Consider the following 13163-nt stretch of genomic DNA (forward strand, 5'->3'; position numbering starts at 1 on the left):
GCTTTTATGTATCAGGACTGTCGCTTACGCTTCAACTTCTTCAGTTTTTGAAGCCATCAGGCGGTCAAATTCTTCCTGCGAACCTACGCGGATATTTTCGTACACACGCAAACCTGTTCCGGATGGGATAAGGTGACCAACGATCACGTTTTCCTTCAGGCCAAGCATGTTGTCCTTTTTACCTGCAATAGCTGCCTCGTTCAGTACTTTGGTAGTTTCCTGGAAGGATGCTGCAGAGATGAACGACTTGGTGCCTAACGATGCACGGGTAATACCTTGTAGCAGCGGGCTTGATGTAGCGGCGATAGCATCACGCACTTCAACGAGTTTCATGTCCTTACGCTTCAATACCGAATTCTCATCGCGGAGCCTTCTAACTGAAACGATCTGGCCTGCTTTCAACGTGGTTGAATCACCGGGCTCAACAACAACTTTCTTATCGTAGATGTCGTCATTTTCCATCATGAAATCCCAACCGTCAACAGCTTCTTTTTCAAGGAAACGGGTGTCGCCGGCATCCTCGATCTGTACTTTCTGCATCATCTGGTGTACGATAACTTCAAAGTGCTTGTCGTTGATCTTCACACCCTGCAAACGGTAAACTTCCTGTATACCATTCACCAGGTATTCCTGCACCGCAGCCGGGCCTTTGATAGCCAGGATATCGGCAGGAGATATAGAGCCATCTGACAACGGCATGCCCGCTTTTATAAAGTCGTTATCCTGAACCAGGATGTGTTTTGACAGCGGAACAAGGTATTTCTTGATCTGCCCGTCTTTCGACTCAATGGTGATCTCACGGTTACCGCGTTTTACACCACCTAAAGTTACCACCCCGTCAATCTCGGTTACTACCGCAGGATTCGATGGGTTACGTGCTTCGAATAATTCAGTTACACGTGGCAAACCACCGGTGATGTCACGGGTCTTGCCGGTCGAACGAGGTATTTTCGCAATAACCTGGCCGGTCCGGATCTTTTCACCTTCGTCTACCGCAATGTGCGCACCCACAGGGATGTTATAACCTTTTATCAGGTTGCCTTTATTATCGGCTACCTGGATAACAGGGTTCTTTGTTTTATCGCGGGTATCAATGATCACTTTTTCGCGGTGACCTGTCTGCTCGTCCGATTCTTCGCGGAAAGTAATGCCTTCCAATACAGCGTCGAACTGTGCAACACCTGCAAATTCAGAAATGATCACGGCGTTGTATGGATCCCATGAACAAATACGATCGCCTTTGGTGATCTTGCTGCCATCCTTCACATACAGGTATGAGCCATATGGAATGTTATTGGTCATGATCACTTTATTGCTGCCCTGCTCAAGTATTCGGAACTCGCCGGAACGGCCCAATACCACTTCAACCGGTCCTTCTTCAGTTTCGAAAGGTACGGTACGTACGTTTTCGAACTCGATAACACCTTCGAAACGAGCATTGATCTGCGATTCAGCGGCGATGTTAGATGCTGTACCACCCACGTGGAATGTACGCAGTGTTAACTGTGTTCCAGGCTCACCGATAGACTGTGCTGCAATTACACCTACAGCCTCACCCATTTGCACGCGTTTACCGCTGGCAAGGTTACGGCCATAGCACAATGCGCACACGCCGCGCTTGCTTTCACACGTTAATACCGAACGTATCTCGATACCTTCAAGCGGCGAATTTTCTATATTCTTAGCGATATCTTCGTCGATGTCCTGTCCGGCAGATACTAACAATTCATTAGTGATTGGGTCATGAACATCATGCAATGAAGTACGTCCAAGGATACGGTCGAACAATGGTTCAACAATATCTTCGTTGTCTTTCAATGCAGTGGTAAAGATACCTCTCAAAGTACCGCAATCGGTTTCACCAACGATCATATCCTGCGCCACGTCATGTAAACGACGGGTCAGGTAACCGGCATCAGCAGTTTTCAAAGCCGTATCAGCCAAACCTTTACGTGCACCGTGGGTTGAAATGAAGTATTCCAACACTGACAAACCTTCCTTAAAGTTCGAAAGGATCGGGTTCTCGATAATTTCACCACCTGAGCCAGATTTCTGCGGCTTGGCCATCAAACCACGCATACCTGCAAGCTGGCGTATCTGTTCTTTCGAACCACGCGCGCCTGAGTCAAGCATCATATATACAGAGTTGAAGCCCTGGTTATCTGTCGACAATATCTCCATCACGTTTGCAGTCAAACGGTTGTTGATACGCGTCCAGATATCGATGATCTGGTTGTAACGTTCGTTATTGGTAATGAAACCCATATTATAGTTACCCATTACCTCTTCTACTTGTTTAGAAGCTTGTTCGATAAGTGTAACTTTCTCGGCAGGGATATTGATATCTTTCAGGTTAAACGACAAACCGCCCTGGAATGCCATCTGGAACCCTAATTCCTTAATGTCATCCAGGAATTGGGCAGCGCGCGCCATACCCGTTACCTTCACTACCTCACCAATAATATCACGCAATGATTTTTTTGTAAGCAGTTCATTGATATAACCCACTTCAACCGGAACATGCTGGTTAAATAACACGCGGCCAACTGTAGTGTCGATCAGTTTATTAACCAGACTTCCGTCTTTTTCTTTAACAGTTGCTTTAACTTTGATAAAGGCATGCAGGTCAAGCTTCTTCTCGTTGTAGGCAATAATAACCTCTTCTGCAGAATAGAATGACAAGCCTTCTCCCTTAATGGTGCGGGTAGCATCTGTTTTACGGCCTTTGGTTATGTAGTACAAACCAAGTACCATGTCCTGCGATGGTACAGTAATAGGTGTCCCGTTGGCAGGGTTAAGGATGTTGTGCGATGCCAGCATCAATATCTGGGCTTCCAAAATAGCGGCATTGCCAAGTGGTACGTGCACAGCCATCTGGTCACCGTCAAAGTCGGCGTTGAACGCGGTACAGGTTAACGGGTGTAGCTGGATAGCTTTACCTTCAACCAGTTTCGGCTGGAAAGCCTGGATACCCAACCTGTGCAGTGTAGGCGCACGGTTTAGCAATACAGGGTGACCCTTCAATACGTTTTCCAAAATATCCCAAACCAACGGGTCCTTACGGTCAACGATCTTTTTAGCCGATTTTACAGTTTTTACAACACCGCGCTCGATCATCTTACGGATGATGAACGGTTTGAATAGCTCGGCAGCCATATCTTTTGGTAAACCGCATTCGTGTAATTTCAGGTTTGGACCTACAACAATTACCGAACGGGCCGAGTAATCGACACGTTTACCTAATAAGTTTTGACGGAAACGGCCTTGTTTACCTTTCAGAATGTCCGAAAGTGATTTCAAAGCACGGTTACCTTCGGTTTTCACCGCGTTCACTTTACGTGAGTTATCAAAAAGCGAATCCACGGCTTCCTGCAGCATACGTTTTTCGTTACGCAGGATCACTTCAGGCGCTTTGATCTCGATCAACCTTTTCAAACGGTTGTTACGGATGATAACACGGCGGTACAAGTCGTTCAAATCGGAAGTGGCGAAACGGCCGCCTTCCAGTGGCACCAATGGACGCAGTTCAGGCGGGATAACCGGAACGATCTTAACGATCATCCACTCAGGATTATTCTCCACACGTGTTTTCGCGTCACGGAAAGCTTCAACTACCTGGAGGCGTTTTAAAGCTTCATTTTTACGTTGCTGTGAAGTTTCGTTAGCAGCCTGGTGACGCAGATCATAAGATTGCTGATCAAGGTCTAAACGCCTCAACAATTCTTCCAAAGCCTCGGCACCCATCTTGGCAACAAACTTTTGAGGGTCCTTGTCATCCAGGTACTGGTTTTCTTTTGGAAGTGTATCCAAAACGTCAAGGTATTCTTCTTCCGTCAGGAAGTCCATTTTCGAAATCCCGTCAGCCTCCTTAATACCCGGCTGGATAACTACATATCTTTCATAATAAATGATCAGATCGAGTTTTTTGGTTGGTAATCCCAGCAGGTAACCTATCTTGTTCGGCAACGAACGGAAATACCAGATATGAGCAACCGGAACCACCAGGTTGATGTGTCCCATGCGCTCGCGGCGAACTTTCTTTTCGGTCACTTCCACACCGCAACGGTCGCACACGATACCCTTGTAACGGATACGTTTGTACTTACCGCAATGGCACTCGTAATCCTTAACCGGACCAAAAATACGCTCACAGAATAAACCGTCACGCTCAGGCTTGTAAGTCCTGTAGTTAATGGTTTCTGGTTTTAAAACTTCACCGCTCGAACGCTCCAGTATGGATTCAGGCGAAGCCAGGCTGATGGTAATGGTGGTAAAGTTACTTTTGATTTTATTATCCTTTTTGTAAGACATAGTCTCCTTTGTTTTAATGATTGAAGGAATGATTATTGATTTTTGAAGGGGGTTTGAATTAATCAATAATTCAATCCCTCAATAATTCAATAATTATTCTAAAGTGATATCCAAACCTAAACCTCTTAACTCATGAACCAATACATTGAATGATTCAGGAACTGACGGCGTTGGCAGGTTCTCACCTTTAACAATAGCCTCATAAGTTTTGGCACGGCCGATAACATCATCCGATTTCACGGTCAATATTTCCTGCAGTATGTTGGATGCACCGAATGCTTCGAGCGCCCAAACCTCCATTTCACCAAAACGCTGACCACCGAACTGGGCTTTACCACCCAATGGTTGTTGTGTTATCAGTGAGTATGGCCCGATCGAACGTGCGTGCATCTTATCGTCAACCATGTGGCCAAGTTTCAGCATGTAGATAATACCTACTGTGGTTTGCTGGTCAAAACGCTCGCCCGTTAAACCATTGTACAGGTAAGTACGACCTGATTCAGGCAAGCCTGCTTTGGCAACCCATTCCTCAACTTCGCTATGGCTCGCACCATCGAAAATTGGAGTAGCGAATTTCACACCAAGCTCTTTACCTGCCCAGCCCAATACAGTTTCGTATATCTGGCCCAGGTTCATACGCGATGGTACACCCAGCGGGTTAAGCACAATATCAACAGGCGTTCCGTCTTCCAGGAATGGCATGTCCTCGTCGCGCACGATACGGGCAACAATACCCTTGTTACCGTGACGTCCGGCCATTTTATCACCCACTTTCAGCTTACGCTTTTTAGCGATGTAAACTTTGGCCATTTGTACAATACCCGATGGAAGTTCGTCACCCACGCTGATGGCGAATTTATCGCGACGGTAAGCACCCAATTCTTCATTAACCTTTATTCCGTAGTTATGAAGCAGGATCTTGATCAGGTCGTTCTTATCATCATCAGTTGTCCACTTGGTTGGGTTAACATTTTCGTAGTTCAGCTCAACCAGTATTTTTTGGGTGAATTTAACGCCCTTAGGTACCAGCAGCTCCTTGTAAACGTTGTACACACCTTGTGATGTCTTACCATTCACGATCTCGAACAATTTTTCGATCAGGATATTCTTCAGATCTTTAATTGCTTTTTCATGTTTGGTATCCAGTTTCTCCAACTGTGCCTTTTCTTCGGCTTTTGAAGTTTTCTTGGCACGAGAGAACAATTTGGTGTCAATTACTACACCGGCAATCGACGGCGGGGTTTTCAGCGAAGCGTCTTTTACGTCGCCTGCTTTATCACCAAATATCGCACGCAGCAATTTCTCTTCCGGTGAAGGATCAGATTCGCCTTTTGGCGTGATCTTACCGATCAGGATGTCGCCTTCCTTAACCTCGGCGCCAACACGGATGATGCCGTCTTCGTCAAGGTCTTTGGTGGCTTCTTCCGATACGTTCGGGATATCCGGTGTCAATTCCTCCTCACCACGTTTGGTGTCACGAACTTCAAGCTCGAACTCTTCAACGTGAAGCGAAGTGAATATATCCTGTGATACGACACGCTCGGAAATTACGATAGCATCCTCGAAGTTATAACCCTGCCATGGCATGAAAGCCACTTTCAGGTTACGGCCAAGGGCAAGCTCGCCATCCTGTGTTGCATATCCTTCGCAAAGTACCTGTCCTTTTTCAACCCGCTGGCCTTTCTTAACAATAGGCTTTAGGTTGATGGTGGTGCTTTGGTTGGTTTTCTTAAACTTAGTTAAGATGTAGCTTTGACTGTCGCCGTCGAATGAGATCAAACGGTCGGTTTCGTCGCGGTCGTATTTGATACGGATCTCGTTAGCATCAACGTACTCAACCACACCATCGCCTTCGGCGTTGATTAGGGTACGAGAGTCTTTTGCTACACGGCCTTCCAAACCTGTACCTACAATCGGCGCCTCGGGGCGCAGAAGCGGTACGGCCTGGCGTTGCATGTTCGAACCCATCAGTGCACGGTTAGCGTCATCATGTTCCAGGAACGGAATTAATGAAGCTGCGATCGAGGTGATCTGGTTTGGAGCAATATCCATATAATCAAGTCTTTCAGGCTCAATTACAGGGAAGTCACCTTCGAAACGTGCTTTTACACGCGGAGTATCAAATATGCCTTTATCGTTGTAAACAGCATTAGCCTGGCCAATGGTTTTACCGTCTTCATCTTCTGCAGACAGGTAAACAACCGGTTCATCAACTGCTACCACACCATTTTCAACACGTTTATAAGGGGTTTCAATAAAACCTAAGTTGTTGATCTTGGCGTGAACGCAAAGCGATGATATCAGACCGATGTTCGGGCCTTCCGGGGTTTCGATGGTACACAAACGACCGTAGTGGGTGTAGTGTACGTCACGAACCTCGAAACCGGCACGCTCACGCGACAGACCACCCGGGCCAAGGGCCGAAAGACGACGCTTGTGCGTGATCTCTGCCAATGGGTTGGTTTGGTCCATGAACTGCGAAAGCTGGTTGGTACCAAAGAACGAGTTGATTACAGACGATAATGTACGCGCGTTGATCAGGTCGGTTGGTGTGAACACCTCGTTGTCACGAATGTTCATACGCTCGCGGATGGTACGTGCCATACGTGCCAACCCTACACCAAACTGTGCATACAACTGCTCGCCCACCGTACGAACACGACGGTTTGACAAGTGGTCAATATCATCCACCTCGGCTTTTGAGTTGATCAGTTTGATCAGGTATTTAACAATGGCAATGATGTCCTGCCTTGTTAATACCTTGGTTTCGTCCGAAGTATCAAGTTTCAGTTTGCGGTTGATGCGGTAACGACCCACATCGCCGAGGTCATATCTCTTATCAGAGAAGAACAAGCGATCGATAATACCACGAGCTGTTTCTTCATCAGGTGGTTCAGCGTTACGCAACTGGCGGTAGATGTGCTCAACCGCTTCTTTCTCCGAGTTGGAAGTATCTTTTTGTAAGGTATTATATATAATGGTATAGTCACCGCTGGATGCACTGTCCTCCTTATTAAGGATGATAGTTTTCACACCTGCGTCGATGATCATATCGATGTGGTCATCTTCCAGAACGGTTTCACGCTCAAGGATGATCTCGTTACGGTCGATGGACACAACTTCACCTGTATCTTCATCCACGAAGTCTTCAACCCATTTCTTGAGAACTCTTGCAGCAAGCTTGCGGCCGATATATTTCTTGAGGCCTGATTTGCTAACTTTTACTTCGTCGGCCAGCTCGAACAGCTCCAATATATCTTTATCAGAGTCGTAACCAATGGCACGAAGCAGCGTAGTTACCGGGAATTTCTTTTTACGGTCAATGTAGGCATACATCACGTTGTTAACGTCTGTAGCAAACTCGATCCATGAACCCTTGAACGGGATAACACGGGCCGAATACAATTTGGTACCGTTAGTGTGGCGGCTCTGGCCAAAGAACACCCCGGGCGAACGGTGCAATTGCGATACAATCACACGCTCGGCGCCGTTGATAACGAAAGTACCTTTAGGGGTCATGTACGGGATAGTTCCCAGGTACACGTCCTGTACGATAGTTTCGAAATCCTCGTGCTCAGCGTCGTTACATGATAAACGAAGCTTGGCTTTCAGCGGAACACTGTAAGTAAGGCCGCGCTCAATACACTCGCGTATATCGTAACGTGGCGGGTCAATAAAGTAGTCAAGAAACTCTAATACGAAGATATTTCTTGAGTCTGAGATTGGAAAATTTTCGGCAAACACTTTAAACAGCCCTTCTTTATGACGGTTGTCTGAGGTGGTTTCCAACTGAAAAAATTCCTGGAAAGATTGCAACTGAACATCCAGGAAATCCGGATAATCCAATACCTTACGGCTGGTTGCAAAGTTTACTCTTTGATTAATTTTGTTTGCCAAGGGACTTTGATTTTAGTATAGTAACAAACTTTTTCCTGGTAGATGTTCGATATGAGAGGTTTGATAACTCATATCTAAGTATTATAAACGACAATAGACCCCGACCAAATACAGGTCGGAGTCTTATGTTATTATGGCCGGTCGAAGTTATTTAACTTCAACTACAGCTCCGGCTTCTTCCAATTGTTTTTTCAGAGATTCAGCTTCTTCTTTAGTTACACCAGTTTTAACTTCTTTTGGTGCACCGTCAACAAGATCTTTAGCCTCTTTCAAGCCAAGACCGGTAAGGTCCTTCACTAATTTAACTACCTGTAATTTAGCGCCACCGGCTTCTTTCAGGATTACATCGAAAGCAGTTTGAGCAGCTTCAGCAGCAGGAGCGTCATCGCCACCGCCTGCAGCAGGAGCAGCAGCAACAGCAACGGCTGCAGCAGCAGGCTCGATGCCATACTCGTCTTTCAATATCTGAGCTAATTCGTTAACTTCTTTTACTGTCAAGTTTACCAACTGTTCAGCAAATGATTTTAAATCTGCCATTTTATTTTTACTTTTTCTTTAAATACGTTTTGTCAAATTGCGAACTTTTCCAGGCGTTCGTTAGCCTCTTTCTTGTAATGTTTTAACAATTCCTGCCAGTTTATTTCCGCCTGATTGCAGGCCTGAAATAACGTTTTTAGCTGGTGATTGCAGTAATCCAATGATCTCTCCGATCAGTTGTTCCTTCGATTTCAAATTGATAAGGGTATCCAACTGATTGTCGCCGATAAATATCGCCGAATCGATGTAAGCTGCTTTTAAAATTGGTTTTTCACCTGTTTTCCTTAACTGTTTGATCAGCTTTGCCGGAGCAGTTGCTGACTTGGTGAAAAGGATAGTTGACGAACCCTTAAGCACATCGAATATCGGGCTGAAATCGCCCTCAGAAGCCTCCATCGCCTTTTTGATGAGCGTGTTTTTAGCTACCTGCATGGTGATATCGCTTTCGAAACATTTACGACGGATAGCGTTTACTTTTGCAACCGTCAGATTAGCGGTATCGGTGATATAAAAATTACCGTACTCCTTAATCTGTTCAGTAAGGGCAAGAACAAGGTCGTGTTTTTCTTCTTTATTCATGATTAGATCCCCGCTACTGTTTTAGTTTCAATTTCGATTCCTGGCGACATAGTTGAAGAGAGATGTATACTCCTGAAGTATGTTCCTTTAGCTGCCGACGGTTTTAATTTCGAGATGGTTTGCAATACTTCCAAAGCATTCTCGTAAATTTTATCAGCAGGGAAAGATACTTTTCCTATTGAAGCATGAATGATACCGGTTTTATCAACCTTGAAGTCGATCTTACCACCTTTTACATCGGTAACTGCTTTACCCACTTCTGGGGTTACAGTACCCGATTTAGGGTTAGGCATAAGGTTACGCGGACCGAGAATACGACCCAAACGACCTACTTTAGCCATAACACTAGGCATAGTAATGATAATATCAACATCAGTCCATCCACCCTCAATCTTGGCAATGTAATCATCCAAACCAACGAAATCTGCACCTGCGTCTTTAGCTTCTTGTTCCTTGTCAGGAGTACAAAGCACCAGTACACGTACAGTTTTGCCGGTTCCATGAGGCAATGTTGCGATACCGCGAACCATTTGATTGGCTTTACGCGGGTCGACACCAAGACGAACGTCGATATCTACTGAAGCATCAAATTTGGTAGTGGTAATATCCTTTACCAGCGATGATGCATCCTGCAGCGAGTATGCCTTGTTAGCCTCAATTTTGGAGAGTGCCGTTTTTTGATTTTTTGTTAATCTTGCCACTGTCTTAAACTGATTTGTATAAATTAATTGTTCCAGGGAGCCGTACCTGATACGGTTATTCCCATACTGCGGGCAGTACCTGCCACCATTTTCATGGCTGATTCTACTGTAAACGCGTTCAAATCGGTCATTTTATCCTTGGCTATAGTTTCAACCTGGCTCCAGTTCACACTGGCTACCTTTTTACGGTTTGGCTCGGCCGACCCACTTTTAATGCCCGATACTTCCATTAACTGGATAGCTACAGGAGGGGTCTTGATGATAAAATCGAAAGATTTGTCGACGTACACAGTAATAACCACAGGTAACACTTTGCCAGGTTTATCCTGGGTACGTGCATTAAACTGCTTGCAAAACTCCATAATGTTTACACCTTTTGCACCCAGTGCAGGGCCAATTGGTGGAGATGGATTTGCAGCGCCGCCTTTTACTTGTAGTTTTACTAACGCACCGACTTCTTTTGCCATTTTAATTTACTTTTGTTAATTACTCAATGTTAGTAAGTGGAAGCTATGTAACATTTAAGATCTTGTGAGTTGTGATTGACTACCGGAGACTGGTTGACCCCTTTCATCTTTCAATGCTCGTATGTAATATTTTCAATTGATCGTTTACTGCGGCTAATGATTCCCAATCACTAATCGCCGGTTAACAAATCACTCTTTCTCTACCTGCATGTAATTCAATTCAAGCGGCGTACGGCGCCCGAATATCTTTACCATTACTTTCAGTTTCTTTTTTTCTTCGTTAACTTCTTCTATCACACCGCTGAAACCATTGAAAGGCCCGTCCATTACTTTAACGTTTTCGCCAACGTAATACGGAACATTCATCGTTTCGCCCTGGCTGCTCATTTCGTCAACCTTGCCCAGTATACGGTTAACTTCCGACTGGCGAAGCGGGATGGCATTACCGGCTTTATCGCCGAGGAAACCTATCACGCTGTTTATATTTTTAATGATATGCTCTAATTCGCCGTCGAGCGCTGCCTCCATCAAAACATAACCAGGGAAAAAGTTGCGCTCCTTGGCAATCTTCTTGCCGTCGCGCATCTGGTAATATTTCTCGGTAGGTATCAATACCTGCGGAACAAGATGAGTGATCCCCAGGCGGCTGATTTCAGCATCAATATATTGTTTTACCTTTTTTTCTTTGCCGCTGATGGCGCGTACTACATACCATTTTAATTGTTCGCTCATCTCGTCAATATCAGGTTAATGAATTATAAAACTTATTCAGTACAAAATGTATCAGCTGGTCCATACCAAAAATCAGCATTGCAATAATAATTGCAGCTATTAATACAACAATAGCGCTGTTCATCAATTCGCGCCAAGTTGGCCAGGTAACCTTTTGGGTTAACTCGATGTACGACTCTTTAATATATTCTGCTACTCCAGACATTTTTGTTTCTTTATTATGCACGGGCACAAGGATTCGAACCCTGATCAAAGGTTTTGGAGACCTCTATTCTACCATTGAACTATGCCCGTTTTTATATTTAATTATTAGAGTTTCCCTTTTCGTAAACAAAGTACTTAGCTAAAAAGCTAAGTACTTCGCAAAGAAATTAACCTAACCCGATTCCTCTTTTCGGGGGATAAAGGCAGTTTATTTTAGGATCTCGGTTACCTGGCCAGCACCTACGGTACGACCACCTTCACGGATAGCGAAACGTAAGCCTTTTTCCATAGCGATAGCGTTGATCAGTTTTACAGTGATGGTAACGTTATCACCAGGCATAACCATTTCTACTCCTGGCTCCAAACCGATCTCGCCGGTCACGTCAGTAGTACGGAAATAGAATTGCGGGCGGTATTTGTTGAAGAATGGAGTGTGACGGCCACCTTCAGCTTTTGACAATACGTAAACTTCGGCTTTGAAATCGGTGTGAGGAGTTACTGAACCTGGTTTGCAGATAACCATACCACGACGGATATCAGTTTTCTCAATACCACGCAACAATAAACCTACGTTATCACCAGCTTCGCCACGATCAAGGATCTTGCGGAACATCTCAACACCAGTTACAGTTGATTTTAAGTTTTCAGCGCCCATACCCAGGATGTCAACAGCATCACCAGAGTTGATCACACCACGCTCGATACGACCGGTTGCAACAGTACCACGACCAGTGATCGAGAATACGTCTTCAACAGGCATAAGGAATGGCAGATCGGTCAGACGCGGAGGGATAGGGATGTAGCTATCTACAGCATCCATCAACTCCATGATCTTTTCAATCCATTTAGGATCGCCGTTCAAACCACCAAGGGCCGAACCTTGAATTACAGGGATATCATCGCCAGGGAATTCGTAGAATGATAACAATTCACGAACTTCCATCTCAACTAATTCTAACAATTCCGGATCATCAACCATGTCAACCTTGTTCATGAAAACAACAAGTGCAGGTACACCTACCTGACGTGCCAACAGGATGTGTTCGCGGGTTTGAGGCATAGGACCATCGGTAGCAGCCACCACAATGATAGCGCCGTCCATCTGCGCAGCACCGGTAACCATGTTTTTCACATAGTCAGCGTGTCCCGGGCAGTCAACGTGTGCATAGTGACGGTTTGCAGTTGAGTACTCAACGTGTGCAGTATTAATGGTGATACCGCGCTCTTTTTCTTCAGGAGCTGAGTCGATTGAATCGAAAGAACGAGCCTCAGATAAACCTTTATCAGCCAATACCTTGGTAATAGCTGCGGTAAGGGTTGTTTTACCGTGGTCAACGTGACCTATAGTACCGATGTTTAAGTGCGGCTTACTGCGGTCAAATTTTTCTTTTGCCATGATTTATAAAAATTTTTGTAGGTTAATTTTATTTTTAATAGTCGTTTATTACTAACGCAGAGCCAACAATGGGATTTGAACCCATGACCTCTTCCTTACCAAGGAAGTGCTCTACCCCTGAGCTACGTCGGCTTATTTTTAAGTCTGCAGTTTTGAGTTTGCAGCTACCAGTTTATAACTGCCACTGTAACCCTGCCACTGCCAACTGTAACTGAGCGGAAGACGAGGTTCGAACTCGCGACCTATAGCTTGGAAGGCTATCGCTCTACCAACTGAGCTACTTCCGCTTTTCAATTATCGAAGGATTCGATTTAGTGAATTATTGAATTGATCTATTTA

Annotated in this window: 9 protein-coding genes and 3 tRNA genes; all 12 read right to left on the minus strand. The window is 45.1% G+C overall.

All coding sequences use genetic code 11. From position 1 onward, the window contains the following. Positions 1–24: 24 nt before the first annotated feature. Entirely contained in the window at positions 25–4311 is a 4287-nt protein-coding gene (rpoC, locus tag FRZ54_RS21865; protein ID WP_147033939.1) for a DNA-directed RNA polymerase subunit beta', read from the minus strand. A 93-nt stretch (positions 4312–4404) separates the two neighbouring features. Continuing rightward, positions 4405–8208 (minus strand): DNA-directed RNA polymerase subunit beta, encoded by a 3804-nt coding sequence (gene rpoB / locus FRZ54_RS21870; RefSeq protein WP_147033940.1) that lies wholly within the window; start codon positions 8206–8208, stop codon positions 4405–4407. A 147-nt stretch (positions 8209–8355) separates the two neighbouring features. Next, positions 8356–8745: a 50S ribosomal protein L7/L12 gene (gene rplL / locus FRZ54_RS21875; RefSeq protein ID WP_147033941.1), complete on the minus strand. Its 390-nt coding sequence runs from the start codon at positions 8743–8745 to the stop codon at positions 8356–8358. A gap of 60 nt (positions 8746–8805) precedes the next feature. Continuing rightward, positions 8806–9324, minus strand: a complete 519-nt coding sequence (rplJ, locus tag FRZ54_RS21880) for a 50S ribosomal protein L10 (protein WP_147033942.1) — start codon at positions 9322–9324, stop codon at positions 8806–8808. 2 nt (positions 9325–9326) lie between these two features. Further along, the gene (gene rplA, locus FRZ54_RS21885) at positions 9327–10025 is read right to left on the minus strand and encodes a 50S ribosomal protein L1 (protein WP_147033943.1); all 699 of its coding nucleotides are present in this window, start codon (positions 10023–10025) and stop codon (positions 9327–9329) included. A gap of 23 nt (positions 10026–10048) precedes the next feature. Further along, positions 10049–10492 (minus strand): 50S ribosomal protein L11, encoded by a 444-nt coding sequence (rplK, locus tag FRZ54_RS21890; protein WP_147033944.1) that lies wholly within the window; start codon positions 10490–10492, stop codon positions 10049–10051. Positions 10493–10681: 189 nt separating this feature from the next. Beyond that, a complete protein-coding gene (gene nusG, locus FRZ54_RS21895; protein ID WP_147033945.1) occupies positions 10682–11224 on the minus strand; it encodes a transcription termination/antitermination protein NusG in 543 nt (180 codons plus the stop codon). A gap of 10 nt (positions 11225–11234) precedes the next feature. Continuing rightward, on the minus strand, positions 11235–11429 hold the full coding sequence (secE, locus tag FRZ54_RS21900; protein WP_147033946.1) for a preprotein translocase subunit SecE: 195 nt from the start codon (positions 11427–11429) through the stop codon (positions 11235–11237). Positions 11430–11447: 18 nt separating this feature from the next. After that, positions 11448–11518: transfer RNA gene (locus tag FRZ54_RS21905), tRNA-Trp, on the minus strand. 118 nt (positions 11519–11636) lie between these two features. After that, positions 11637–12824 (minus strand): elongation factor Tu, encoded by a 1188-nt coding sequence (tuf, locus tag FRZ54_RS21910; protein ID WP_147033947.1) that lies wholly within the window; start codon positions 12822–12824, stop codon positions 11637–11639. A gap of 60 nt (positions 12825–12884) precedes the next feature. After that, positions 12885–12956: transfer RNA gene (locus FRZ54_RS21915), tRNA-Thr, on the minus strand. Between the two features lie 82 nt (positions 12957–13038). Further along, positions 13039–13111: transfer RNA gene (locus tag FRZ54_RS21920), tRNA-Gly, on the minus strand. Positions 13112–13163: the final 52 nt, after the last annotated feature.

Source organism: Mucilaginibacter ginsenosidivorans (assembly GCF_007971025.1).
Classification (GTDB): domain Bacteria; phylum Bacteroidota; class Bacteroidia; order Sphingobacteriales; family Sphingobacteriaceae; genus Mucilaginibacter; species Mucilaginibacter ginsenosidivorans.